The organism is Bacillus cereus group sp. MYBK245-2, assembly GCF_051916145.1.
In the GTDB taxonomy this organism is placed as follows: Bacteria; Bacillota; Bacilli; order Bacillales; family Bacillaceae_G; genus Bacillus_A; species Bacillus_A pacificus.
Window position 1 is genome coordinate 63,799 of sequence record NZ_JBQAGB010000004.1, and the last position, 26,564, is coordinate 90,362.

Below are 26,564 nucleotides of genomic sequence, written 5' to 3' on the forward strand. Positions count from 1 at the left end.
ATTCTTTTATTTTATAGATTCACAAACACATTGTATTAATGCTTCTACAGTGTACTCTTTCGGCATAATAATATGCGGAAAATAAAGGCTCGCCTCTTTTTCCGTAATAGGCCCTATACAAGCAATTGTACATTTTTTTGTCCATTCTCTCCAGTTTGTACCCTCAAGTAAACGAACAAAACTAGTAACAGTGGAAGGGCTCGTAAATGTAATAATGTCTACTTTCCCTACTTCTAACGCTTCTATAAGCTCTTGCTTTTTCTCTACATTCTCTTTCGTACCATATACGATAAGCTCATCTAGAGAAACACCCATTTCACGAAGCGCAACTGGAATTACGTCTCTTGCTAAATTCCCTTTCGGAAATAAAATGCATTCGTTTCCACTTAGTCTTTTTACAAACTCTTCTGCAAATACTTCTGCAACAAATGAAGTTGGAACGAAGTCCACTTCATAGCCTCGCTTTTCTAACTCTAACTTTGTTTTCACGCCTACTGCAGCAATTTTAGTCGTTACAGGTAGCTTCTGTCTCAAACGATCTAGAAAAAAAGCTACCCCATTTTTACTCGTAAAAATAACCCAGTCATACGAATGTAACTGCCCTGCTATATGTTGAATTTGCCTATGAGACATACCTTCCATACGCAAAAGCGGAATTTCCAATGGAATTCCGCTCTTTTCTTTCACCGCTACACTCATTTGTTTTGCTTGATGCTGGGCACGCGTAACCAATACCGTTTTGCCAGCGAGAGCATTCATACTTATTGTTGCCCCTTATTTGCAGCAAGAATAAGTTCTTTTGCACCTTGTTTTATTAAACGGTCCGCAGCCTCTAATCCTACTTTCTCTGGATCAGTTCCTACTACTGTCTCTTTCAATAAAACAGAACCGTCCATAGACCCGACAAGAGCTGTTAATTCGATTGCATCGTTTTCTGTAAGAGTTGCATATCCTGCGATCGGCACTTGGCATCCACCTTCAAGTTTATGAAGAAATACGCGTTCTGCTGCCACTGTTTTTTCTGTTACTCCATCATTCATATGAGCTAACAACTGCAGTAAATCTTTATCATCCTCACGACACTCAATCGCTAATGCACCTTGTCCTACAGCAGGTACACATAACGTCTCATCTAAATGTTCTGTAATAACTTCATTATCCCAGCCCATTCTTTGTAATCCCGCTGTCGCTAAAATAATTGCATCGTAATCTTCTTCTTTTAATTTGCGTAAACGTGTATCGATATTTCCGCGAATCCACTTCACTTGTAAGTCTGGTCTCGCAGCGAGTAGCTGTGCACTACGTCTTAAACTACTCGTACCTAAAATAGCGCCTTCTGCTAACTCTTTAAACGACGCTCCGTTTTTTGAGATAAAAGCATCACGAGGGTCAACACGCTTTGGTGTACAACCAATCATTAATCCCTCTGGAAGTACGGCCGGCATATCTTTCATACTATGTACAGCCATATCAATTTCTTTCGTAAGTAGCGCATGTTCAATCTCTTTCACAAACAAGCCTTTGCCACCTACTTTTGAAAGAGTAACATCTAAAATAACATCGCCTTTTGTGACGATTTCTTTCACTTCAAATTCATATGGTAAACCTAGCGCTTTTAACTGATCAATAAACCAATTTGTTTGCGTTAATGCTAATTTACTCTTTCGTGACCCTACAATAATTTTGCGCATAATTTTCTCTCCTCATTATAAATACCAAAAGTGGAAGTTGGATAAACTGCTTAATAGAAAAATATTAATTAGCATTACGAGAAATGCTCCGATGTTCCACTGCACGATTTTCTTCCCTTGCAACACATCTGCCGCTCGTAAATATAGGCCAGCACAATATACAAATAGAACGACAAAAGACCCGATTACTTTCGTATCATACCAATGGAAATTGTCCAATTTTGTATATCCCCATATGCATCCTAATAAAATAGCTAGTAAGAAAAATGGAACAGAAAATAAATTTAATCCGTAAGACATCGATTCTAGCTTCGGTAAATTCCCTAACCTTCTTAATCTCGCATTCCATTTTTTCTTTTTTAATAGGCGATATTGCAATAAATACATAATAGAAAAAATGAACGATACAGTAAAAGTTGCATAAGAAATAATAGCCATACCGACATGTACATATACAAGCTCCGAAACTAATTGCTCTGCAAGTACCGGCGACATCTTTCCAAGCGGCGTAAAAATAGAAAAAGCGCTTACGCCAAATGCAACAACATTTGTAAAAAAGACTAAAAAATCGATTCTCATAAATCGATTAATGACTAACGACATCGTAATCAATAGCCAAACATAAAAATAAATGCCTGATAATAAGGTTAAAAGAGGATTCGTTTCTGAATCTGTAGCTCTAAGCAACATAAAAATAGAATGCAGAACCCATACAATCGAAAGTAACCAAAAAGCAAATCGGTTCGCCTTTCGGTTACTTTGGAAATAATCTATAAAATATAAACTAATGCTACAAGCATATAAAATAATTGCAATATGATAAATAATACTGTTATTTAAAAAACTCATCCGATCATCCTTCCAAATTATAAAGATGGAACGGATGGTGTCCACGCTCTTTTATGTTCTACTTCTTCCGCACGACTCTCTACGTCTTCCATTTCTAAATCGAAAATCTTTGCAAATAACGCTAATTTTTCGTCTGCTCCCTCTTCAGCAGCTATTTCTTTCGCTACTAAAATTGGGTCTTTTAATAATTGATTAATAATACTTTTCGTATGCTTACTAATTACTTTTCTCTCACGATCACTAAGAGTTGGTATTTTTCGTTCCAGACTTTCCATCGTTTCACTTTGAATAGCAAGTGCCTTATCACGAAGAGCTGATATTAACGGAACGACACCAAGTGTACTTAACCACGTTTTAAATAAAACAATTTCCTCTTCAATCATAAATTGAATTTTCTCTGCTTCTTTCAAACGCTCAGCACGGTTCGCTTCTACTACTCCTTGCAAATCATCAATGTCATACAAGAAAGAACCTTCTAGCTCATCAATTGCTGGATCAATATCACGCGGCACTGCAATATCAACCATAAATAATGGACGACCAGAGCGCATTTTCTCTACCTTTGTCATCATCTCTTTCGTAATGACATAATCCGATGCACCAGTTGAACTAATTAAAATATCAGCTTCTAATAATGCACATTGTAATTCACTTAAAGGTTTTGCGTGTCCCATATATTTCTCAGCCATTATTTCTGCTTTTGAAAGCGTTCTATTCATGACTGTTACTTTACGAGCACCACTTCCATATAAGTTTTGCAGTGCAAGTTCACCCATTTTACCAGCTCCGAGAATAAGTACGTGACAATCTGTTAACTCGCCGAATATTTTTTTCCCAAGCTCAACAGCAGCATAACTAACAGACATCGCACTTTCACCAATTGTCGTTTCTGAGTGAGCACGTTTCGCTAATGTAATGACTTGCTTAAACAATTCATTAAAAATTGTCCCTGTTGCTTTTACTTGCTGCGCTTCTAAAAAGCTATCTTTTATTTGACCTAAAATTTGCGTCTCTCCAACTACCATAGAATCTAAACCGCACGTTACGCGGAATAAATGATCGATTGCACCATCTTGTTCAAAAATAGTTAAATATGGTGCGACTTCTTCTATTTCAAGCTGAAACCAATCAGCTAAAAACTTCTTAATATAATACCGTCCCGTGTGTAATTGATCGACAACAGCGTAAATCTCAGTGCGATTACAAGTTGATACAATGACATTCTCTAACACGCTCTTTTGCTTTTGTAATGTCGTCATTGCTTGCTCTAGTTCTGTTGCCTGAAATGTGAGTTTCTCACGAAATTCTACAGGGGCTGTTCGATAATTTACACTAACAACAAGAATATGCACGCAGCATGTCCCCCTTCACCCGTTTTATCACTTTATCTACTATCATAATACAACTTTCCTCTTATGAATCTGACAATCGTGTGAACAACCGATTATTTTTTTATTTATTCTCCATATGTAAGAAAGGAGATTCAGTAAAATGAATAAAAACTTTCTACTTTATAATGATTATAAAATAATAACTCTATTTGTACGTTACCAAAAAAAGTCCTCATAATCAAGTGATGGAAACTATTCCATATGAATTATAACATCATCTTTCCTATCTTCTTTCATCATGAAGGAAAATATGTATGATTGTTCCAAATTGTAGCACAAACTTTCTCAATACAATGTATTTGACATTGTATTTCTTTTCCGTTATATTGGTTTTACAAAATTAAATTGTGCACAACTTAATAAGAAAGGAGTTATGTATGGTAAATAATTCTTTACATCTAGATAACCAACTTTGTTTTTCTATTTACGCCTGTTCTAGAGAGGTTACACGCTTTTACCGACCGTATTTAGAAGAAATGGGCATTACGTATCCACAGTATATTACTTTACTCGTACTATGGGAGCAAGATGGACTAACAGTAAAAGAAATTGGAGAACGTCTATTTTTAGATTCAGGTACGTTAACACCTATGCTAAAACGAATGGAATCATTAAACCTTGTAAAACGCGTTCGTTCCAAAGAAGATGAGCGAAAAGTATGTATTGAATTAACAGAACAAGGTAAAGATTTACAAGACAAGGCTTGTTCATTACCGACAACAATGGCTACAAATTTAGGAATTACAGAACAAGAATATCGTTCTTTATTAATTCAATTAAATAAACTAATTGAAACAATGAAAACAATTAATGATAGAAAAGGGGAATAAACATGGATAAATTATATACTGCTTCAGTAACTGCTACAGGTGGAAGAAACGGAAAAGTAGTTTCAGATGATGGCATATTAAATCTTGATGTAAAAATGCCGAAAGCACTAGGTGGTGCAGGCGGAGAGGCAACAAATCCAGAACAACTATTTGCTGCTGGTTATGCTGCTTGTTTTGATAGTGCGTTACAACTTGTCATTCGTACAAAACGTGTGAAAGTAGAAAGCACAGAAGTAACTGCTCACGTTTCTATCGGAAAAGATACAGACGGTGGTTTCGGCCTATCCGCTGTGCTTGATGTACATGTTGCCGGCGTCTCACATAGCGAAGCACAAGAACTTGTAGAAGCCGCTCACGGTGTATGCCCTTACTCTAAAGCAACAAGAGGAAATATTGAGGTTACATTAAACGTACGCTAAAAAAATTAGTAAAACAAAAAACGCGCGACATTCGTCACGCGTTTTTTGTTTTTGTAAATTTATGAATTGCTTTCCATGCTTCTTCTTTTCCAAGTCCTGTTTCAGAAGAGAATAGAACGACTTCATCGCCACTTTCAATATCAAGCGTTTCTTTAACAACTTTTAAATGCTTTTGCCATTTCCCTTTCGGAATTTTATCGGCTTTCGTTGCAATAATAATTGTTGGGATGTCATAATGCTTTAAGAAATCATACATCATTACATCATCATTTGTTGGTTTGTGACGTAAATCAACTACTAGTACAGCTGCGTCTAATTGCTCACGTGTTGTAAAGTACGTCTCAATCATTTTACCCCAAGCTGCGCGCTCCGTTTTAGATACTTTCGCATATCCGTAACCTGGAACATCCACAAAGTGCATCATCTCATTAATTAAGAAGAAGTTTAATGTTTGTGTTTTCCCTGGTTTAGAAGAAATACGCACTAACTTTTTACGATTTAAAATTTTATTAATAAATGAAGACTTCCCGACATTGGAACGACCCGCTAATGCGATTTCTGGTAAGTCACCGTCTGGATATTGTTCTGGTTTAACAGCACTAATTACAATGTCTGCTTTTGTTACTTTCATTGTTTCACTCCTACTAATGCGTGCTCCAATACTTCATCTAAATGAGATGCAAGCACAAACGTAAGGTTTTCTTTTACGCTCTCTGGAATATCATCTAAATCTTTCTCATTTTCCGCCGGTAAAATAATCTTTGTTAAACCTGCGCGGTGAGCACTTAATGTTTTTTCTTTTAAACCACCAATCGGTAATACACGACCACGAAGTGTAATTTCACCTGTCATCCCCACTTCTTTACTTACAGGAATACCTGTTAGTGCAGAAATAAGTGCTGTTGCCATCGTAATACCTGCTGACGGTCCATCTTTTGGAACTGCTCCTTCTGGAACATGAATATGAATATCATTTTTCTCATGGAAATCAGGATCAATCTGAAGCTCTTCTGCACGAGAACGAATATAGCTAAACGCTGCTTGTGCGGATTCTTTCATAACATCCCCAAGTTTCCCTGTTAAAATTAATTTCCCTTTACCTGGCGCTACGGACACTTCGATCGCCAGTGTATCGCCACCTGCTGCTGTATACGCTAAACCTGTCGCCATACCAACTTGGTCTGTTTTTTCAGCTTGCCCATAACGGAATATGTGCTTACCAAGTAAATCAACAACATTTTTCTCTGTTACTACAATACGCTTGCGTTCTGCTGTAACGATAATCTTTGCTGCTTTACGACAAACTTTTGCAATTTGGCGCTCTAGTGTACGAACACCAGCCTCACGTGTATAATAGCGAATCATTTCAAGAAGCGCTTCATCACGTACTTGTAAATTACCTTTTCGTAAGCCATGCTCTTTTAATTGTTTCGGCAATAAATGTTCACGAGCAATATGAACTTTTTCAAGTTCTGTATACCCAGCAATCGAAATAATTTCCATACGATCAAGTAATGGGCCTGGAATACTGGAAAGTGTATTTGCAGTTGCTACAAACATAACCTTGGATAAATCATATGGTTCTTCAATGTAATGATCACTGAAGTTATGGTTTTGTTCTGGATCTAACACTTCAAGTAATGCGGCTGATGGATCTCCACGGAAATCGTTAGACATTTTATCAATCTCATCTAATAAAAAGACTGGATTAACTGATTTCGCCTTTTTCATACCTTGAATAATGCGTCCTGGCATTGCTCCAACGTACGTACGGCGGTGACCACGAATTTCAGATTCATCACGTACACCACCAAGGGATACACGGACAAAATTACGATTTAATGATGTTGCAATGGAACGCGCTAACGAAGTTTTTCCGACCCCAGGAGGTCCTACTAAACAAAGGATAGGTCCTTTTAATGAATTTGTTAACTTCTGTACCGCTAAATATTCAAGTACGCGCTCTTTCACTTTCTCAAGACCGTAATGATCTTTGTTTAAAATCTCTTCAGAATGAGCAAGATCAATCATATCCTCTGTTGCTTCTGTCCACGGAAGCGCTAATAACCAATCGATATAATTTCGAATTACACCGCTCTCCGCAGAACTGGCTGGTAACTTTTCATAACGATCTAATTCTTTCAGCGCAGCCTTCATTGTTTCTTCAGGCATTCCTGACTGTTCAATTTTCTCACGAAGTTCTTCAACTTCCCCGCCCTTACCTTCTTTATCGCCAAGTTCAGTTTGAATCGCCTTCATTTGCTCACGTAAGAAATATTCTTTTTGCGTGCGCTCCATTGAACGTTTCACTTTTTGTCCAATTTTCTTTTCTAAACTAAGTAATTCTTGTTCATCTTGAATAATTGAAATAAGTGTATGTAATCGTTCTTTCACAGATATAATCTCTAAAATCTCTTGTTTCTGCTTCGTTTTAATTGGCAAGTGAGAAGCAGTTAAATCAGCTAATCTTCCTGGCTCTTCTACATCAGCTACCGTTGCAAATGTTTCATTTGAAACTTTTTTCGAAACTTTAATATATTGTTCAAAATGCTCCAGTAATGTACGCATAAGGGCTTTCTCTTCTAAATCAGCTTCCACTTCTTCCGTTATCGTTTTAATAGAAACTTGCACTACATTTTCTTCTTCGATAAACTCTACTACTTCTGCTCTATGTAAACCTTCTACAAGGACACGAAGCGTACCGTTAGGCAATTTTAACATTTGCTTCACTTTCGCCACTGTACCTACACTATATATGTCATCTTCTTTCGGATCATCGATATTCATTTCTTTTTGCATTGCTAAAAAGATGATATTTTCATCCATTGCCGCCTGCTCTAGTGCTTGTATCGATTTATCACGTCCTACATCAAGATGCAGAACCATCGTTGGATATACGAGAACGCCTCTTAATGGTAGGAGGGGCACGATTCTTTCATTCGTATTCATACTAGACATAGCACCTCCATAATAAATTAAACTCCTGTTCAACTATTTTATATTACAATACATCTAGATGCAATTGCAGAGATTCTCCGCAACTGTAAATCCCTCGTTTTTTCTCCCTTATAAAAGAAAAAAGACTCCGCTTAAGCATACAAACTTAAACGAAGTCTGGCAAATACTATTATCGTTCATTCTCACATTGATTGTGCATCTGTTTCGTCTATCGTAGTATGTACATCAAGCTCTCGATGTATATTTTCCTGTATAAACGTTAGCTCAAATACTTCCTTCAGCTTCCGAACAGGAATAATTTCAATTCCTTTTATTGTATACAAAAATGGTTGCATGTTTTCAGCAGGAATGATAACTTTCTTAGCTCCTGCCTTTTTCGCAGCTTTTATTTTTGCGTACACACCACCGATAGGTTTCACTTCCCCGTGTATACTTATCTCACCAGTCATCGCTACCTCATTATTCACATACGTATGATGCACTGCTGAATACACGCCTGTTGCCATAGCAATTCCCGCCGAAGGCCCATCAATCGGGATACCACCTGGAAAATTAATATGTATATCGTACCCTTCTGGCAACACATCTAGAGATCGAAGTACTGTTAATACATTATCTACAGAACCTTTCGCCATACTTTTACGACGAATGGATTTCGTTTGACTACCAATACTTTCCTCTTCAACAATTCCGGTAACATTTACCGATCCTTTATCTTTCGCCTTGATTGCTGTTACTTCAATTTCTAATAACGCGCCTGTATTTGGTCCGTATACAGCAAGTCCATTTACAAGACCGATTCTCGGAATAGGGTAAATGCGTTTTTCATACTTCGGTGTGAGCTGACTAGAGTGAACAACCCACTCTATATCTTCATCTTTAATGAAAGGACGTTCTTCATTTATTGCCATTCCAGCAGAAATTTGTACAAGATTAATCGCTTCTCGCCCATTTCTCGCATACATCCCAATCATTTCAATACCATTTTCACCGATTTGCATTTCCACTTTGTCAGCCGCATTCTTCGCTACTTTTTGAATTTCTTCTGTATCTAACTCACGGAAGAACACTTCTAAACAGCGCGACCGAATAGCAGGAGGTATCTCATCTGGCGAACGTGTCGTCGCCCCAACTAAGCGAAAATCGGCTGGTAAACCTTTTTGAAAAATATCATGTATATACGTTGGAATCATCGTATTTTCTTCACTATAGTATGCACTTTCCAAAAACACTTTTCGATCTTCTAGCACCTTTAACATTTTGTTCATTTGAATCGGATGTAGTTCACCTATCTCATCAATAAACAAAATACCACCGTGAGCATCTGTTACCGCACCTTTTTTCGGTTGCGGAATACCTGCTTGCCCCATCGCACCAGCACCTTGATAAATTGGATCATGCACCGAACCGATTAAAGGGTCTGCAATACCACGTTCATCAAACCGAGCTGTCGTCGCATCCAGTTCAATAAATGTTGCATTTGTGCGAAATGGAGATTTTGGATTTCGTTTTGCTTCTTCTAATACAAGACGTGCTGCCGCTGTCTTTCCTACACCTGGTGGACCATATATAATCACATGTTGCGGGTTTGGACCACAAAGAGCCGCTTTTAACGACTTAATCCCGTCCTCTTGCCCCACAATATCTAAAAAGGATGTAGGACGCACCTTTTCCGCAAGCGGCTCTGTTAAAGAAATCTCACGCATTTTACGAAGCTGTTCTAATTCTTTTTTTGATTCTCGATCAATTGAAACTTTTTGTGTTCGCTGATTTCGAAGTAAATGCCAAAAATACAATCCGACAATTACACCAAAAACAAGTTGAACAAGTAAAAATATATTTGTCCAGCTCATCATTTATTTCCTCCCGCAATGTTTTATCTCTTAGTATTTCCGCGGAGGAACATAGCTAAACATAAAGAAAAACAGCAATTATAAAAATTGCTGTTTCCCCTTCGCATTATGCAGATGTTTTTGTATCAAGTACAGTACCGTCTTGTAACACCAATTTTGGCGCTGCATTATCAGCTACTGTTTCTTTTGTAAGAATACACTTCTCGATATCTTTGCGAGATGGTAGCTCGAACATTACCTCAAGCATTAAGCCTTCAATAATAGAACGAAGTCCACGAGCACCTGTTTTACGTTCAATTGCTTTTTTCGCAATCTCAATTAGTGCACCTTCTTCAAACTCTAACTCAACATCGTCAAGCTCCAATAGTTTTTGGAATTGCTTAACAAGTGCATTTTTCGGTTTCGTTAAAATATCAACAAGAGCATCTTCATCAAGCGGCTCTAGGTTCGCAATAACTGGAAGACGACCGATAAACTCTGGAATTAAACCAAATCTTAAAAGGTCCTCTGGTAATACGTGAGATAAAACATGCTTCTCATTTACATCAGCATTTTTCTTCTCAGAACCAAATCCAATTACTTTTTCACCAAGACGACGTTTAATAATTGGCTCGATGCCATCAAACGCTCCACCACAGATGAATAAGATATTCGTTGTATCAATTTGAATAAACTCTTGATGCGGATGCTTACGGCCACCTTGAGGTGGAACGCTTGCTACAGTACCTTCTAAAATTTTCAGAAGTGCCTGCTGCACACCTTCACCAGATACATCACGTGTAATTGATGGATTTTCGGACTTACGTGCCACTTTATCAATCTCATCAATATAAATGATTCCTTTTTCCGCTTTCTCTACATCATAATCAGCTGCTTGGATTAATTTAAGTAAGATGTTTTCTACATCTTCCCCAACGTACCCAGCTTCCGTTAAAGATGTTGCGTCCGCGATTGCAAATGGAACATTTAAAATACGCGCTAACGTTTGTGCCAGTAATGTTTTACCACTACCTGTTGGCCCGATAAGTGCGATATTACTCTTCGCTAATTCTACATCATCAATTTTGCTGTTAGAATTAATGCGTTTGTAATGGTTATATACCGCTACCGCTAGTGCTTTTTTCGCGTTATCTTGTCCGATGACATACTCATCTAAGATTTCACGAATTTCTACCGGTTTCGGTACATCTTTGAATTCTACTTCTTCGTCTTTCGCAAGCTCCTCTTGTACAATTTCAGTACAAAGTTCGATACACTCGTCACAAATGTAAACACCTGGACCTGCAACTAACTTTCGAACTTGCGTTTGTGTTTTACCACAGAAAGAACATTTTAATTGCCCTTTTTCATCATTAAATTTAAACATATTTTCACACCCCTTACAAAGTGCTAACCTCTTGCCTTCGTATGTACACGATAAATGTATCGTATGTAAATACATATTATGTCACTACGTGGCGAGAAATACAAATAATATGACTAGTTATGTACAAATAAAAAATTTTTAAAACTTTTGAAATATGTATATTCGACTCATTAAGGAAGTTTTCCTTCTTCATCGAAAAGTTTTATAAATATATTTCTATATTTATAAAACAAGGCACGATTAAAATCGCGCCTTGTTATTTTATTATGCAGCGTTTTCTACTAAGAAGTCTACAGCTTTACGAACTTTAAGATCTTCAGCTAAAGCTTCTACGCTTCCAAGAGCTTGCTTGATAGCGTCTACTGGCATACCGTACATTTCAGCCATTTTTTCAACTTCTGCAGTTACTTCTTCTTCAGTAACTTCGATGTTTTCAGCTTCAATGATAGCTTCAAGAACAAGGTTGATTCTTACGCGTTTTTGAGCGTCTTCTTTCATTTGCTCTTTTAACTTGTCAGCATCAGTACCTGTGAATTGGTAGTAAAGCTCAAGGTTCATACCTTGTTGGCTTAAACGTTGCTCGAATTCACGAACCATACGATCTAACTCAGTGTCGATCATAGCTTCTGGAATGTCGATTTCAGCGTTAGCAGCAGCTAATTCTACTACTTCGTCACGTACTTTGTGCTCAGCTTCGTGCTTTTTGCCTTCTTCTAAGTTTGTGCGAAGTTTTGCTTTTAATTCATCAAGAGTTGCAACCGCTTCGTCAGCTTCTTTAGCGAACTCGTCATTTAACTCAGGAAGTTCTTTTGTTTTGATTTCGTGAACTGTTACTTTGAATGTTGCTGGTTTGCCAGCTAATTCAGCAGCATGGTACTCTTCTGGGAATGATACTTCAACGTCTTTAGACTCACCAGATTGAAGACCAATTAATTGCTCTTCGAAACCTGGGATGAATGTACCAGAACCGATTGCTAGAGAGTAGTTTTCGCCTTTTCCGCCTTCAAATGCTTCGCCATCAACGAAACCTTCGAAGTCGATTACAGCTGTATCACCGTTTTCAACAGTTCCTTCTTCTTTAACAACTAGCTCAGCTTGACGCTCTTGTAAAGATTTTAATTCGTTCTCTACATCTTCGTCAGTTACAGTTGTTTCAACTTTTTCTACTGCTAAACCTTTGTACTCACCTAATTTAACTTCAGGTTTCACTGTAACTTTTGCAGTGAAGATAAGGTTAGCATTTTTTTCGAACTTCTCGATGTCGATTTCAGGATGAGCAACTGGGAAGATACCAGCTTCATCGATTGCTTCACCGTATGCTTTTGGTAAGATGATATCTAAAGCATCTTGGTATAAAGATTCAACACCAAAGCGTTGTTCGAATAACGGACGAGGCATTTTTCCTTTACGGAAACCTGGTACGTTGATTGTTTTTACTACTTTTTTGAACGCAGCGTCGATAGAGTTGTTTACTTCTTTAGCATCAACTTCGATTGTTAAAACGCCTACGTTACCTTCTAATTTTTCCCATTTTGCAGCCATTTATTCTTTCCCTCCAACTATAATAATGTATGCACATACCTCTATAGATTAAGATCTTCATTATCTCTTTTTTGAAATAACAAAAGTACAAATAATCCTCTAGCAAAAGCTTTCAGATATAATGTTCCAATCTACTAATTGCCTAAAAGACAACTACGGTATATTTTGTTCGAGAATAATATGAAACATATTAAGTAAGAGAATTGCACTTCTCTTCTCTTACAAACAGGCAGATTTCTGCCTTTTGCAACCCTTACATTATAACATAGAATATGCTCGTTTCAAGAACCGAACGATTCTTTTTCATAATTATACGGGCAAATATCCTTCTCTTTCAACACGTAATAACCATTGATAGGCAATATGAAACTCTTCTAATTCAATATTATACGCTGTCATAAGCTCTTCTTCATCAATAGTCAACCCGAAACGCTTTCTACCAATTCTCTCTAAAACAGCAGCCCAAATCTCCACTTTATCCATTAATAGAGCGAATGGGAAAACGCTAATTTGCAATTCTTTCCAATATGTAACCATCGCATCAAATATATCAGGATAATTTTGCTCTAATCGACTTGATAATCTATGTATAATGTTATCGGATTGCTCCTCATTATGACCTGTAAATGCTGGAATTACCTTGATCGTATTCCCAAACTTTTCTACCTCTATCTCTTCTTCTATTTGATTTTCTATCATTTTATATAAAATAGAAGTTTTCAAATAAGGGTGCTGTTTTTCGTCTATTAAAAATTTCTTTAAAATAGGTAATGCAAGATCCAAATCTTTTAACGAAAGTTGCTGAATCGCTCTTAGCTTTTGCCCAAAGCTTTCTCCAAATATTTCATTAGTAAATTCATCTAACTCAAAATTCGAATCAACTCGTGATGTATCTACTTCATTTAACATACCTTCTGCAAATAAAGCGAGCTGCGCTAATTTTTCCTTTTGCTCAGGCATTACATCTTTCGTTTGCAAAACTTTTTCAACAGTTTCAATAACACCTTCATAATCATTTGTTTGAACTAAAATTGTCACATACGTTTCAAGAATATCACCAAATAAGACCGCTCCTGTTTCCAGTAACTGTTCACATTTCTCTTTCGCTTCTTCCATATGTTTTAATTCTAACAAACAAATAACCGAAGCTAGTTCCGTTTGTTCCGTTTCTGCATTATACTGACGTAATATTTCAAAGCAGCGCAATGCATCTTCGAATTTCCGCTCTTTCAGCGCTAAAAAACCTTCATCAATATAGCGCTCTGATAGTTGCGGAAACAATACGACCGTATTTTCTTTTTTATCCATACGTCCGCCTCTTTTTCTAGATTTTAATTATCTTTAAAGTAAATATATCAAATGAGTAATGAGAACACAACATCCCGAAACCCTTTGTTTGAAATATAGAAATATTTAATTTTTACATTTCAATACAAGTGAATTCCTACTCAAAATTAAAAATATGCAAATAAAAACCCTCAGCAATTCAAGCAGAGGATTCATCATTAATGGAAAGCTTTTATAATAGTGGGGTATATAACAAGGGTAATAATTTGGAGAACAATAATTGCCGTAACAATCATGCTAAAGTAGAAGATTGGTTTACTTCGCTTCATTAAAAACATAATGATGAGCATCGTACAAGCAAACAAACTTAAGAAGAACAAACTCGTTATCGAACTAAGTATACCACTTGGGACAAAGAACAATAACACAACACTACAAGTACCTATAATTCCAAATAACCATTCCATTCATTCACTCATTCCCTTTCCCTCTCATGGTAGTTTCCTCTACGCGATTAAATGTTTTACAACATCAACTACATACGTTAATTTCTCATACGCTACAAATCCAAAAGCAACTGTTAAACCCGTTACGATTAATCCCTTCATTATTTCTTCCTCCTCGTTTTATCGTTGTTATCTTCATTATAGAGGATTAGCAATTTGTTACCATCGAACTACCTTACAGTTACCTTACAGAATTGTAAGATTTCAAATGCACAAGTAAATTTAGCAGAGCAATTTAAAGAAATGAACGAAATCGCCTTTAACTGGCTCGTTGATACGAAGAAACAATATAATGTGAAAGATTATGGTTTTGTATTTGAGAAGTTTATTAATAACTAAACAGAAAACCTTGTTATCAAAAGATAACAAGGTTTTTTCAGCGTCCCAGGAGAATTTCGAGCTCCCACTCCGCCCATTTCCGTACTATTTTATATATTTTGATCGCAGTCTTAATATATCTTCCTCTTCTCGAATACCTGCCGATCCTTTCCTCACATTTTTTACGATAGTCCAATCCGGGTTGGTTTCATCACCGATGTTCTGTACTGTAAAGTTGCCATCACCATATTTTCGGTGACCTTCTGCCAATTTCTCCGTTAAATCGTTCTCATTTGATCTCGCCATCTTTGCGCCATCTCCCTTTTTTATACAACCTTCTTAAACTGTCTAACCAATCACAGGTCTAGTCAATTGGAGATTCTCGTTTTCCGCTTCTATTCATTGTAACACACTAACGGGGATAAGTTTCGATAACGGTTGCTCAATCGTACTAGAATGGTAAAAAGTTATAACATTCTAAGTGAAAATTAGGACAATACGATGTACGACGTGTTATAGAAGGTATTGATCCCGATACTGGCGAAAAACTTTCATGGTGGGAACGCACTGGTGCTGATTTCATGGTTTTTGCGGGACTTACGCCTGTTGGTAAGGGAATAAAAGTAGTCAAAGGTGCAAAAAAAGTTTCCAATGCAATAGGTGCAGCAGCCACACTAGAAAAACAACGGAAAACTTTAAAAGCTAATAGCTTAGCAGGTAAAGAATACGAAATAAAAATGTTCGAGGTTATAAAACAACAAAAACCTAAATCTGAATTGAATGAACAAATAACCGTACAAACAAAATCGGGCGTACGCACTCGTATAGATATAGGAGGCAAGGACGCAAATGGTAAGATTGACTTAGTAGAGTTAAAATCTTCACCTACTGCACCTCTTACTAAAAATCAGAAAAAAGCCTTCCCTGAAATTGCAGAATCAGGTGCAATAGTTAAAAGTAGGAACAAACCACCATTTGAAATTACTAACAGGGAGAATGAATGCAATTAGTTACATAATTGAAAATAAAATCGTTACACAAATGTTGAGAAATATTGAAATTCAATTTCCATCAAATTCTATTCTTGCTATCATTATTTATAAGAATATTCAAAAAGGGAGGGGATTTTATGGACGTTCTAATAAAGGGGAATACACAAATTTCAAAACTACTTAACGAATGGTACAAAGAAATACGTTCACGTAATATAGATAATGCCCATTGTTTAAAAGAAGAAATTAATTCTATTATTCACAATAACGAAGCAGACTCAAACTTGTTACTCTACTATCACCTGTTAGATTTCGGCTATAAATATTTAGTGGATAATTTAAGTATTTCAAAAAATAGCTTTGATAAAATTGAATCCTTTGATATTCCCACAGATAACTTTTTATCTTACTACTACCATTTTTATAAGGCTATTCATTCTAACGCAGTCGGTAATTATAACCTTGCTAAAGAACAGTATGATAAAGCAGAACTTTTACTTAAACACATTCCTGATGAACTTGAAAAAGCGGAATTTCATTACAACTTAGCAACATATCATTATCATATTTATCAAGCACTTTTAGCCATTAAGCATGGTACAAAAGCTAGGGACATATTTTCTAAACATGAAAGCTATGAATTAAAAACAGCTTATTGTGATAATTTATTAGGATTAGCTTGTACGCATTTAAAAGAATTTGAACTAGCTGAAGAATACTTTGTTACTGCAATGAACACATTCCAAAAGCAAAAAAATGAGAAAGCAATCTTACTAGTTCGTCATAATTTAGGCTTAATGTATGCGAGTCAAAATCTTTCTAGTTCGGCAATTCGATACCTTTCAGAAGTAGTTGAAAAGAAACCTCATCATTATAAAGCTATTTTTGTTAAGGCAAAGGAACATGTTAAGCTAGGTGAAAAAGAAATTGCATGTCAACTCATTGAAAAAGGTTTAACTATCTGCAATGAATTAGGGAATCAAGAATATCAATACCGTTTTGCAATTCTGAGAGAACTAAATAAAAAAGCTGCTGCTGACAAATTAGAAAAAGCAGTACTGGCAGGAATGGACTACTTTAGAAACGAAAGATTATGGGAATATGTTCAAGAATACACGGAAGCACTAGCGGTCCAATTTCATAGCGAAGGAAACTTTGAACAAGGAAGTAAATATTTCTACTTAAGTTATGAAGCTAAGAAAGAAATTTTTAATAAGGAGGCGTTAAAGTGAAAAAAGTATTATTAGGAATGCTATTGATTACACTTGTAACGATAGGCACGCATACTTCAGTTAACACTCAAACAGCTATTAATATTATACAAGGTTTAGCTGATGGTGATACAGGTTGATTTATTAAAGACGCAGGACGCTTACCTACTCTTATGGTGGCGTTCTTTTTTATCTAACTTTAACGAAAGGGTTGAACTACAAAAATGTTTAATGGATTATCGTTAGAGACAATAAGCAAACTTCCACCTGCTTTCACTACAATTATAGCACCTTACTTATACCAGCTGTATTATATAGTGTTAATCAACTTGTAATAGCGGCAACAACTAAGGAAATTGACAAATTGTATTTAAATAAAGTCACACAAGTAAAATTAAACTTTTGAAATATAATTTTATCTACACTGTTAGGTGCTATTTTATATCTATTTGCTACTGTGTTTTTTACTTTGGAGTATATGATAACCTTAATAAAACTTGGAGTAACAGCGAAAAAGTTTGGTACATCGGAGGAACTTTAATTATTAGTGTTATTCTATTAGTTGTACTATATTTTCTGTTTTTGTTTTCTCTGCATAAAAACAAGAAGTTTAATATTATTCTTAAGGTTTTAGTTTCCCTTCAAATCATAAGTAGTGTAATAACGCACAATTATCTCGAGCACTTTGTCGATTGTTAGATTGAACATATAACGATTTTCTGCAATCTCTTTCTTCCGCGGATCACTTTTTAATCTATCGCTAAAAACATTCGTTAAATCTTCGCTAATCGTTAAAGAATCACGTCTTTTTGACATAAAAAAATAAGCCCCCTAACTCGTTAGCGACCGCACATTGTACGATTCAACTTACGAATTAGAAGGCTTATATATTGCGGATTTTGACGTCACCGCAAAAGGTTTTTTTAGCGTCCCAGGAGAGATTCGAACTCCCGACCGACGGCTTAGAAGGCCGTTGCTCTATCCTGCTGAGCTACTGGGACATGGAGCGGGTGAAGAGAATCGAACTCTCGACCAGAGCTTGGAAGGCTCTTGTTTTACCACTAAACTACACCCGCATATGTTATTTTATTTTCAATCGTTAGCGCTGTTGCCCTATCGACAATATTTATTATATGTATAACCATACATAAAGTCAACACCTTTTTTAAAAGAGGATAATTTTTCTTATCCTCTTTTAAAAACTGCTTGTTCAACTAGCTGTCCGTCTAGTGTTTCAAAACGAACTTCCATTTGATTTTCATCCATTTCTAATAAAGCAAATGTTTTTTCTACACGCTGACGCGGTAATAAAATACTGCCTGGATTAATAAATAAAACGCCGTCGATTAATTCCGCACCTAATACGTGAGAGTGTCCGAAGCATGCAACTTGCGCCCCTACCTCTTCAGCACGGTACGCTAATGTTTGTACCGTCATTTTCACGTTATGACGATGTCCGTGCACAACTATGAAACGAACACCATCTACATCAGTTACAATTTCGTCTTGAAAGTTAGCATAATCACAATTCCCTTTTACAACATGGAAACCTTGCAACTCTTCATGAGCAGGCGTTAGCTCTGAATCACCGCAATGAATCATGATATCTACTTTCCCTTCATACTTCTCTTTTAACTGCTGTAATTCCTTCACAGAGCTATGACTATCGCTTACGATTAAAGCTTTCATCAATATCTCTCCCTTATTCTCCTAAAAACCATTCAGGGATTTTTTCTTCTAGCTTACGTAGAGCACGTCCGCGGTGACTAATAGCATTTTTCTCATCTGAACTTAGTTCGGCCATCGCTTTTTTATATTCTTCCACATAAAAAATCGGATCATATCCGAAGCCGTTTTCCCCGCGGCGTTGTTCTAAAATAAACCCTTCGCACGTCCCATTTACAATGACAGGCTTTTTATCCCCTTCAGGGAAAGCCACTGCTAATGCACAGTAGAAACGAGCTTTACGCTTTTCAAACGCTACGTCATTTAATTCTTGTAAAACTTTATCAATATTTGCTTGATCATCTTTCGACTCTCCAGCAAAACGTGCTGAATACACACCTGGTTTCCCGTTTAAAGCATCTACAATAAGACCTGAATCATCCGCAATTACAATTGCATTCAATTGTCTACTCAAACTGTCCGCTTTTAAGATTGCATTTTCTTCAAATGTTTCACCAGTTTCTTCGACTTCTTCAATATGAGGAAAATCGTGTAATGATTTCACTTCTAAATCAAATCGCTCAAATAACTCAGCAAATTCACGTACTTTCCCCATATTTTTTGTCGCTACAACAACTTGTTTCATACTTTCCACCTCTACTCTATATGAGATACGATGTCACCTAACGCTTCTTTTTGCATGTCAATCAGTTGGAAAATGCCTTGTTCTGCAGCATCAAGTAATTCATTTAACTGCGCTCTACTAAACGTCGCTTCTTCTCCAGTTCCTTGCACTTCAACGAACTGACCTTTTCCAGTCATAATTACGTTCATATCAACGTCTGCTTTAGAATCTTCTGCATAGTTTAAATCTAAAACAACACCTTGTTCTTCAACAATTCCTACTGAAGTTGCTGCTAAATAATCTTTTACTGGAATTTTAGATACTTTTTCTGCTTGTAGTAATTTCTCAAACGCTAATACCATTGCTACATATGCACCTGTAATAGAAGCTGTTCTCGTTCCACCATCCGCTTGAATAACATCACAATCAATCCAAACCGTTCTCTCACCAAGCGCTTCTAAGTCAACTACCGCACGTAATGCTCGTCCAATTAAGCGCTGGATTTCCATTGTACGTCCTGTTACTTTCCCTTTACTTGACTCCCTAATTGTACGTTGTTCTGTCGCACGTGGAATCATCGCGTATTCAGCTGTTACCCAGCCCTTTCCTTCTCCACGCATAAAAGGCGGGACACGCTCTTCAATTGTCGCTGAGCAAATTACCTTAGTATCCCCAACCTCAATTAATACTGATCCTTCTGGATGTTTTAAGTAATTCGTATGAATATGTATATGGCGTAATTCTGTTTTCTCTCTACCATCTACTCGCATAACAATAACCTCCTCATAACTACTTGTTAGTATAGCCAAATTTAAATGTATGATATGTATACAATAAAAGAAGGGGAACCCAAAAAGCAATTCCCCTTTCTTACTTAAGTATATCAAATTATTGGCGATTAAAAACTACCTGTATTCACGTTTTCTGGACGATCTACAGGTTTTATTAACTTTCCGCCCTTTTCATCTATAAGATTCGCTTTACCATTTACTTCAATAGAAACGCTTTTCACGCCTTTCTTTTCTGTTAAAGATAAAACTAATGACTTCAATACGTAATTTGAAATCATATTTTTATCTGGGTTTATAAATATATTTTCATTAAAGTTTAATGTAAGATTTCCATCTTGTAATTTCGGATTCGTAATGAGCTTAACTCCTGGATTGAAATCGTTCAGAAGAGATTGATGAATCGGTCCTTTTACAAGTTCATCTACAATTGCTGCATAATCATTTTCTTTTCCTTCTACAACGCGGCGTGTTACTGGTACGTAGTATTGCTGTTTATTATTATTTTGTGCCATAAAATAAAGTGTTACTGGTTTTGTATTTGTTACATCCGCTACTTGCTCATCATCGAAGTTAATACCGTTCGCACGGCTCACCCCTTCACCAAGCGGTGTACCACCAACAGGCATCTTCGCTAATTTTTCACCATTTATTTGGAACTGCACTTGTTTTATTTCTTTAAATTGCGTCAACGTCCATGCAATAGATTCAACGATTTGACGTTCTTCCTCTTTTGCATAGTTTTTCATTTCTTTAGAAAAATCAATGACTGCCGTCCCATCTTTTTTCAAGTTTAGGGTCATCGATGTATTCGCCGGAATGACTGCACGAAACCCATTCGGTAACAAATTCGTTACCGGTCCATCTTTCACAAGGTACTCTAACGTTTGCTGAATAACCTCATTTGCTTTCGGAGTAGGTATAGCTAACGTTTGCGGTACAACATAGCCATTTTTATCAACAAGGTATAGTTCTCTATTCACCGTTTGTCCTTGCTTATCTTTCTTAGATACTTCTTTCTTTCCACCCTCTGTATACGTAACTTGTTTTGGCGGATCAATTTGCTCCGTTGCTTTCTCTTGATTTATAAAGCCACACCCTGTTAGTAAAACAGCGCTCACAGTAGCACCAACAACCCATTTAAAAGTGGATTTAGGCATGCCATTCCCCCCTAAAATCTAAGTTTGTACTATTATGTATACGAGCTGTTTCATGTTTTAGAACAAGCTGTGCTCCCTATAAACAAAAAAACTCCTGATTTCTCAGGAGTTCACTTATATGAATTCTATTATTATTCTTTTTCTAAATAAATATGTTTCACATTTTCAATCGGTTGACCGAACCATTTTGATGCAATTTCTTTAAATAGACCTATTTTCCCTGTTGTTAAGAAGAGATGATCACTTTGTTCCTCTCCCTCATTCAACATTTTACTATGGTATAAAATGGTACTTACTTCACGCGCCGTTTCATCACCAGAACTAATGAGTTGCACTTTATCTCCCATTACTTGTTTAATAACAGGACCTAAAATTGGATAATGTGTACAACCTAAAATAAGCGTATCAATATCAGTGTTTTTCAGCGGTTGCAACGTTTCTCTTACAACTTCATACGCCATTTCACTTTCGAAATTACCGCTCTCTACAAGCTCAACAAAAGGTGGACACGCTAAACTTTCTACCATAACACGATTATTAATAGACTTTAACGCTTCCTCGTATGCACCACTTTTCACCGTTCCAATCGTTCCAATAATCCCAACATGATACGTGTTTGTCATTTTTAAAGCTGTACGTGATCCTGGGTGAATAACTCCTACCACTGGAATTGGTAATTGTTTCTGCATCTCTTCTAATACAACTGCAGTTGCTGTATTACATGCAATAACTAACATTTTGATATTTAAATCTAGTAAATGCTCCGTCATTTCCCACGTAAATTGACGCACTTCTTCTCGAGAACGTGGACCATAAGGGCAACGTGCTGTATCCCCTAAATATATAATGCGCTCTTTCGGCAACTGACGAATTAATTCCTTCGCCACTGTTAAACCGCCAACTCCTGAATCGATAACACCGATTGCTCTATTCAACTTCATCACCCGTTTTCTCATTCATCATCTTATTTTATCATTATATTTTTCACACTTTAAGTTCGCTCACTTAAACTGCTTCTATATGAAAATTTTCATTTGTACCTGTATAGACTAGGACCTTTTTTATTTTGCTCCTTTTTTTCATAATTTGCAAGACAGAAAAATAACCGACCTTCTATATGAAAGTCGGTTTCTTCTATAATAAAGTACATCTTTAATGCTCCATCTTTTTTTGGAAAGAAGACATTCCTATTAATAAGAAGAAATGGGCAGAAATTAACATGACGATTAAAATAAAATTGAAACGATAACTATTTGTAGATTCCATAATTTTGCTCGCAACAGCTGGTCCAAATGCCATACCGAAAAAGTTAATTAAATTATATAAGCCAAGACCGACTCCAACTTTAGCTGCATGTAATGTTTTCGGTATAAATGTGTTCAATGATACTTGAATGGCAGAATAACTCATAAATGTCAAAATAATCGCCAATACAATAACGACTATACTTCCATTCGGAATAAACCCTAAAATTAAAAAGCCAACAATCATAATGACAGACGCTACATAAATCATATTCACATTTCCAAACGAAGGGACAATCTTTCCAGTAATAAAACTAGACACAATACCAAAGAGTGATGCAACAAATAATACAATTCCGATAACAAACGGAGACAATCCGTGCTCTCTTCCTAACAGTAATGGCAACAATAATAAATTAGCACATAACGCCACATTAATTATAAATCCGACTGTTATTAAACGAAGAAATGCTTTGTTCGAAAACAACTCAATATCGATAAATGGATGCTCCGCTTTCTTCATACGAACCGTGAATAAAAATAAAGAAATTATCGATAACACAAATAGCCAACGATTCGTATTGACACCTAATAAAACAGTCGTAATGAATGCAAATAGTAACGCCGCTCCAATGTAATCAAAATGAAACGCTTCATCCGTGTGCCGTGCTTCTTCTGGCATAAATTTTATAAGCAAGAAAATCCCCACTACTGAAATAACCATAAATAAAAATAAATATGGCCACCCTAGTGTATTTGTAATAGCCCCGCCAACTAAAGGGCCAATACCTACTGCTAATGCAATAGAAGAACTAATCATCGCTAACGCACCAGGCTTCTTATGAGGAACAACTAATTTCGCCACTGCAATCATACTAAGCGCAATAAACGCTGCACCCCCGCTCGCTTGCACTAATCTTGCAAGAATGGTAATCACATAAGATTGATTCATAAATCCAATAATAGAACCCACTACAAATATGATAATCGAAATAATTAATAGTTTTTTTACACTGTAACGATCAGCAAGCTTCCCATATATCATTGAACCAATACCGACAACTAAAGAATAACCTACTACAACCCAACTTACTTTCGATTGACTAATAGATAAATCATGAGCAATATCCTCTAACGCAACATTAAATAAAACCGCATTCATCGGTCCTAATAAAACGATAAAACATAATGTGAAAACAAACCATTTTGAATGATTACTTATATCTTCCCCCATGTGTAACACCTCTCCTGATTGTAGTAATTGAAAACGAAAAATGAAGTTGTTTAGCTCTTCTATTATCACTAGACAACTTCATCAAATGTATACATTTATCGCGCGACAAATTGAATTCGAAACGAAACATGTACGTTGTTCGATATTCATGGAACTATCATAGTTTCAGCATTACAGTTTGTCAACGAAAAATATACAAAGTAAACTAATTTAGTGTTTTTAGTTTACTTTGTTCAAAAATTGTTATACACTAATTTCGAATCCGATATAAGGAGGACTGACATGGTTATTCAGATTTGCAATTTTTAACTTAATAAAATAATGAACTTATATATAGAAGAAACATTATAGGAGGATTATGATGAAGAAAAAAATGTTAGTTGTATTAACGAGCGTTGAAAAATATCCAAATTTAAATCGAGCTACTGGCCTTTGGCTTGGTGAGGCTGTTCATTTCGTTAAAAAAGTTGAAGAAGCTGGTTACGAAGTAGATTATGTTAGCCCACAAGGTGGTTATACACCGATTGATCCGCATAGTTTAGCAATGGCGGAGAGCATCGATTGGGAATGGTATCAAAAGAAAGAATTTATGAATCGCCTCGGTTCTACACTGAAACCGAGTGAGGTGAATCCGGAAGACTATGCTGTTATTTATTACGCAGGTGGTCACGGTGTGATTTGGGACTTCCCTGAAAATAAAGAACTCCAAATGATTAGCCGTAGCATTTATGAAAATGGCGGAATTGTTTCCTCTGTTTGTCATGGAGCTGCTGGTTTATTTCATATTACATTAAGTAATAGGGAACGTTTAATTAGCGGTAAAAAAGTAACAGGATTCTCAAATGAAGAGGAAAAACTAGCTGAATTAGATCAATTCGTTCCATTTTTAACAGAAGATGAACTTATTAAAAATGGAGGACTTTACGAAAAAGCTACACAGCCTTGGGAAGCTTTCGCCGTAGAAGATAACCGTGTTATCACTGGTCAAAACCCAGCTTCAGGTGGTCCAGTAGCTGAATTAGTATTACAACACTTAAAAAAGAACATGTAATAAAAAAAGCAGATTTTCCATTCATATAGGAAAATCTGCTTTTTTACGAAATCATTTGCAAAATAGCCATAACTTCTTTTTCAATTTCAGAATCATCAATCGCTTCTATATACTCCGGTTTAAACAGTTGATACTTCTTTAGTTGATAAAAATCAAGTATCGCTTTCTTTAACGTAATATCGTACTGAATACAAAAAGAATGATCTATAATACGTCTTAACATCACATCATCTTGCACCATAAATAATTGTGCGTTCATCTTATTAAAGTAGCCTTGTTCCATACCCGCTTCAAAAAACATTTGCAAATTATGATTACGATTTTGTTGTGCAGCGACTAACTGATCAGATAAGTGCGGATATGCCTCTTTCAAATCTTGTAAAAAGACATCTGAAATATACGTCACACATTTTAAAGAGTGAATAAACGTCTTTTGGAAACGTTCTGCAAAAGACATACTTTCATCTTGATTATCCGCATCCCCTTCAAGAAGGTAGTTCATAAAATCTTCTACCACAGCTTCAATAATCTCATCTTTTGAAGAAAAACGTTTATATAAAGTAGCTTTACTAATATCCATATACTTCGCAATTTCATCTATTTTCAATTGACTAAAACTCGTTTTTCTAATAACGGGCTTTATTTTATTAATATAAGTATTTGCACACGCAACTTTTCTCATTAAAAGAGCCTCCCCTTTTGTCCATACAAAATAGTATAGCAAATTCACGATTAATTATAAATGAAGTCACTATACTCAATACATCTTTTTAGTTTAAAGAGTCATTTATGCTATAGAAAAAATGCCCGCTACCTTTATGAGTAACGAGCACTTTTTCTATACTTTATTTATAACTCTTCTTATAGCTTTCCCTATTTCCATACTAGACTGCGGATTTTGCCCTGTAATTAAACGCCCATCTACTACGACGTGCGGCGTAAAATTTGGAGCAACATAAAACAAAGCCCCTTCTTCTTTCAATTTACTTTCTAACAAAAACGGCACTCGCTTTTCTAAATGTACAGCTTTTTCCTCATCATTTGTATAACCTGTTATATGCTTACCCGCACTAAAAAACGAGCCGTCCTTATTTTTCACACCGACTAAAGAACTTACTCCGTGACACACAGCCGCTACAATTCGGTTGTTGTTGTACATATTCACAATTAAATTTGCAACATATGGATTACCTGGAAAATCTACAATCGCCCCGTGTCCACCACCAAATAAAACTGCATCATAATCCGAAAAATGAACCGTTGAGATCGACTTCGTATTTTGCAATAAAGAAGCGACATGCTTAAATTCACGAGGTATCCCGTTCGGAATAGAAACTCTATCAATCGGCACTCTACCGCCCTGTATCGACACAATATCAACATCGAACTTAGCTTTTTTAAACAAATTATAAGGAGCTGCGAGCTCTTCCAGCCACAAACCAGTCGGGTGTCCATTCATATCATGAGCGCTTGTTGAAACTAACAATACCCTTTTCAACATATCCCCTCCTTACTACCTATTTATGTATGGAGTGTTCTTATCATTCATATAGCAAGCGAAAAAACGAGAACAACTAGCTGACC

The 26,564-nt window shown here is 36.3% G+C and carries 26 protein-coding genes, 2 tRNA genes and 2 pseudogenes; 7 read left to right on the forward strand and 23 right to left on the reverse strand.

Translation table 11 applies throughout. From position 1 onward, the window contains the following. Positions 1 to 6: 6 nt before the first annotated feature. From hemD to hemA, 4 genes are read right to left on the reverse strand one after another with little or no spacing between them, the layout of a single operon-like run. A complete protein-coding gene (hemD, locus tag ACTFRN_RS09145; protein ID WP_000992368.1) occupies positions 7 to 759 on the reverse strand; it encodes a uroporphyrinogen-III synthase in 753 nt (250 codons plus the stop codon). 2 nt (positions 760 to 761) lie between these two features. Continuing rightward, entirely contained in the window at positions 762 to 1,691 is a 930-nt protein-coding gene (gene hemC, locus ACTFRN_RS09150; RefSeq protein WP_001226411.1) for a hydroxymethylbilane synthase, read from the reverse strand. 15 nt (positions 1,692 to 1,706) lie between these two features. Continuing rightward, positions 1,707 to 2,540 carry a cytochrome C assembly family protein gene (locus ACTFRN_RS09155; RefSeq protein ID WP_000008996.1) on the reverse strand — a complete coding sequence of 278 codons (834 nt, stop codon included), beginning with the start codon at positions 2,538 to 2,540 and terminating at the stop codon, positions 1,707 to 1,709. Positions 2,541 to 2,557: 17 nt separating this feature from the next. After that, complete coding sequence (gene hemA, locus ACTFRN_RS09160) at positions 2,558 to 3,892, reverse strand: glutamyl-tRNA reductase (RefSeq protein WP_000547872.1); 1,335 nt, start codon at positions 3,890 to 3,892, stop codon at positions 2,558 to 2,560. 416 nt (positions 3,893 to 4,308) lie between these two features. On the opposite strand from hemA, the gene ACTFRN_RS09165 reads away from it, so the two are divergent. Together ACTFRN_RS09165 and ACTFRN_RS09170 are read left to right on the forward strand one after the other, a co-directional pair. Continuing rightward, positions 4,309 to 4,761 (forward strand): MarR family winged helix-turn-helix transcriptional regulator, encoded by a 453-nt coding sequence (locus tag ACTFRN_RS09165; RefSeq protein WP_000247913.1) that lies wholly within the window; start codon positions 4,309 to 4,311, stop codon positions 4,759 to 4,761. A gap of 2 nt (positions 4,762 to 4,763) precedes the next feature. Then, entirely contained in the window at positions 4,764 to 5,180 is a 417-nt protein-coding gene (locus tag ACTFRN_RS09170) for an organic hydroperoxide resistance protein (protein ID WP_000359781.1), read from the forward strand. Between the two features lie 34 nt (positions 5,181 to 5,214). Here the strand turns inward: ACTFRN_RS09170 and ysxC are convergent, their stop codons facing one another. The 7 genes from ysxC to ACTFRN_RS09205 form a co-directional block, all read right to left on the reverse strand. Then, on the reverse strand, positions 5,215 to 5,811 hold the full coding sequence (gene ysxC / locus ACTFRN_RS09175) for a ribosome biogenesis GTP-binding protein YsxC (RefSeq protein WP_000869113.1): 597 nt from the start codon (positions 5,809 to 5,811) through the stop codon (positions 5,215 to 5,217). Then, positions 5,808 to 8,138 carry an endopeptidase La gene (lon, locus tag ACTFRN_RS09180; protein ID WP_000097298.1) on the reverse strand — a complete coding sequence of 777 codons (2,331 nt, stop codon included), beginning with the start codon at positions 8,136 to 8,138 and terminating at the stop codon, positions 5,808 to 5,810. The genes ysxC and lon overlap by 4 nt, the downstream gene beginning before the upstream one ends. 182 nt (positions 8,139 to 8,320) lie before the next feature. After that, positions 8,321 to 9,991 (reverse strand): ATP-dependent protease LonB, encoded by a 1,671-nt coding sequence (gene lonB / locus ACTFRN_RS09185; protein ID WP_029141203.1) that lies wholly within the window; start codon positions 9,989 to 9,991, stop codon positions 8,321 to 8,323. Positions 9,992 to 10,097: 106 nt separating this feature from the next. Next, the gene (clpX, locus tag ACTFRN_RS09190; RefSeq protein WP_000472282.1) at positions 10,098 to 11,357 is read right to left on the reverse strand and encodes an ATP-dependent protease ATP-binding subunit ClpX; all 1,260 of its coding nucleotides are present in this window, start codon (positions 11,355 to 11,357) and stop codon (positions 10,098 to 10,100) included. Between the two features lie 264 nt (positions 11,358 to 11,621). Continuing rightward, positions 11,622 to 12,899, reverse strand: a complete 1,278-nt coding sequence (gene tig, locus ACTFRN_RS09195) for a trigger factor (protein WP_049113911.1) — start codon at positions 12,897 to 12,899, stop codon at positions 11,622 to 11,624. Between the two features lie 309 nt (positions 12,900 to 13,208). Beyond that, positions 13,209 to 14,207 (reverse strand): hypothetical protein, encoded by a 999-nt coding sequence (locus ACTFRN_RS09200; RefSeq protein WP_000358270.1) that lies wholly within the window; start codon positions 14,205 to 14,207, stop codon positions 13,209 to 13,211. 197 nt (positions 14,208 to 14,404) lie between these two features. Continuing rightward, complete coding sequence (locus tag ACTFRN_RS09205; RefSeq protein ID WP_049113914.1) at positions 14,405 to 14,653, reverse strand: hypothetical protein; 249 nt, start codon at positions 14,651 to 14,653, stop codon at positions 14,405 to 14,407. Between the two features lie 237 nt (positions 14,654 to 14,890). On the opposite strand from ACTFRN_RS09205, the pseudogene ACTFRN_RS09210 reads away from it, so the two are divergent. Continuing rightward, positions 14,891 to 15,031: pseudogene (locus ACTFRN_RS09210) on the forward strand (YvbH-like oligomerization domain-containing protein); the annotation flags it as partial. A gap of 84 nt (positions 15,032 to 15,115) precedes the next feature. Here ACTFRN_RS09210 and ACTFRN_RS09215 read toward each other — a convergent pair. Further along, complete coding sequence (locus ACTFRN_RS09215; protein WP_000124456.1) at positions 15,116 to 15,316, reverse strand: hypothetical protein; 201 nt, start codon at positions 15,314 to 15,316, stop codon at positions 15,116 to 15,118. A gap of 185 nt (positions 15,317 to 15,501) precedes the next feature. On the opposite strand from ACTFRN_RS09215, the pseudogene ACTFRN_RS09220 reads away from it, so the two are divergent. From ACTFRN_RS09220 to ACTFRN_RS09230, 3 genes and pseudogenes are all read left to right on the forward strand, one after another. Continuing rightward, positions 15,502 to 16,020, forward strand: a pseudogene (locus tag ACTFRN_RS09220) (pre-toxin TG domain-containing protein); the annotation flags it as partial. Positions 16,021 to 16,139: 119 nt separating this feature from the next. Further along, complete coding sequence (locus ACTFRN_RS09225) at positions 16,140 to 17,234, forward strand: tetratricopeptide repeat protein (protein ID WP_049113916.1); 1,095 nt, start codon at positions 16,140 to 16,142, stop codon at positions 17,232 to 17,234. Then, positions 17,231 to 17,353 carry a hypothetical protein gene (locus ACTFRN_RS09230; RefSeq protein ID WP_000756802.1) on the forward strand — a complete coding sequence of 41 codons (123 nt, stop codon included), beginning with the start codon at positions 17,231 to 17,233 and terminating at the stop codon, positions 17,351 to 17,353. The genes ACTFRN_RS09225 and ACTFRN_RS09230 overlap by 4 nt, the downstream gene beginning before the upstream one ends. 490 nt (positions 17,354 to 17,843) lie before the next feature. On the opposite strand, the gene ACTFRN_RS09235 is transcribed toward ACTFRN_RS09230, so the two are convergent. From ACTFRN_RS09235 to ACTFRN_RS09275, 9 genes are all read right to left on the reverse strand, one after another. Then, complete coding sequence (locus ACTFRN_RS09235; protein ID WP_000044632.1) at positions 17,844 to 18,029, reverse strand: hypothetical protein; 186 nt, start codon at positions 18,027 to 18,029, stop codon at positions 17,844 to 17,846. Between the two features lie 111 nt (positions 18,030 to 18,140). Continuing rightward, positions 18,141 to 18,214 (reverse strand) — tRNA-Arg (locus ACTFRN_RS09240). A gap of 1 nt (position 18,215) precedes the next feature. Beyond that, a tRNA-Gly gene (locus ACTFRN_RS09245) sits at positions 18,216 to 18,289 on the reverse strand. Between the two features lie 109 nt (positions 18,290 to 18,398). Next, positions 18,399 to 18,902 (reverse strand): metallophosphoesterase, encoded by a 504-nt coding sequence (locus ACTFRN_RS09250; protein ID WP_000645500.1) that lies wholly within the window; start codon positions 18,900 to 18,902, stop codon positions 18,399 to 18,401. A 13-nt stretch (positions 18,903 to 18,915) separates the two neighbouring features. Further along, positions 18,916 to 19,524 (reverse strand): XTP/dITP diphosphatase, encoded by a 609-nt coding sequence (locus tag ACTFRN_RS09255; protein WP_061401606.1) that lies wholly within the window; start codon positions 19,522 to 19,524, stop codon positions 18,916 to 18,918. Positions 19,525 to 19,535: 11 nt separating this feature from the next. Next, a complete protein-coding gene (gene rph / locus ACTFRN_RS09260) occupies positions 19,536 to 20,273 on the reverse strand; it encodes a ribonuclease PH (RefSeq protein ID WP_001261765.1) in 738 nt (245 codons plus the stop codon). Between the two features lie 128 nt (positions 20,274 to 20,401). Next, complete coding sequence (gerM, locus tag ACTFRN_RS09265; RefSeq protein WP_001126762.1) at positions 20,402 to 21,451, reverse strand: spore germination protein GerM; 1,050 nt, start codon at positions 21,449 to 21,451, stop codon at positions 20,402 to 20,404. A 131-nt stretch (positions 21,452 to 21,582) separates the two neighbouring features. Then, the gene (gene racE / locus ACTFRN_RS09270) at positions 21,583 to 22,392 is read right to left on the reverse strand and encodes a glutamate racemase (protein WP_000773996.1); all 810 of its coding nucleotides are present in this window, start codon (positions 22,390 to 22,392) and stop codon (positions 21,583 to 21,585) included. 211 nt (positions 22,393 to 22,603) lie between these two features. Continuing rightward, positions 22,604 to 23,929, reverse strand: a complete 1,326-nt coding sequence (locus tag ACTFRN_RS09275; protein WP_000503388.1) for an MFS transporter — start codon at positions 23,927 to 23,929, stop codon at positions 22,604 to 22,606. Between the two features lie 361 nt (positions 23,930 to 24,290). Here ACTFRN_RS09275 and ACTFRN_RS09280 point away from each other — a divergent pair, with 361 nt between their 5' ends. Continuing rightward, entirely contained in the window at positions 24,291 to 24,980 is a 690-nt protein-coding gene (locus tag ACTFRN_RS09280) for a type 1 glutamine amidotransferase domain-containing protein (RefSeq protein ID WP_049111200.1), read from the forward strand. A 43-nt stretch (positions 24,981 to 25,023) separates the two neighbouring features. Here ACTFRN_RS09280 and ACTFRN_RS09285 read toward each other — a convergent pair whose 3' ends face one another. Both ACTFRN_RS09285 and ACTFRN_RS09290 read right to left on the reverse strand, forming a co-directional pair. Further along, positions 25,024 to 25,662 carry a TetR/AcrR family transcriptional regulator gene (locus ACTFRN_RS09285; protein ID WP_001233021.1) on the reverse strand — a complete coding sequence of 213 codons (639 nt, stop codon included), beginning with the start codon at positions 25,660 to 25,662 and terminating at the stop codon, positions 25,024 to 25,026. A 156-nt stretch (positions 25,663 to 25,818) separates the two neighbouring features. Beyond that, positions 25,819 to 26,481 carry a type 1 glutamine amidotransferase domain-containing protein gene (locus ACTFRN_RS09290; protein WP_074567452.1) on the reverse strand — a complete coding sequence of 221 codons (663 nt, stop codon included), beginning with the start codon at positions 26,479 to 26,481 and terminating at the stop codon, positions 25,819 to 25,821. Positions 26,482 to 26,564 lie beyond the last annotated feature (83 nt).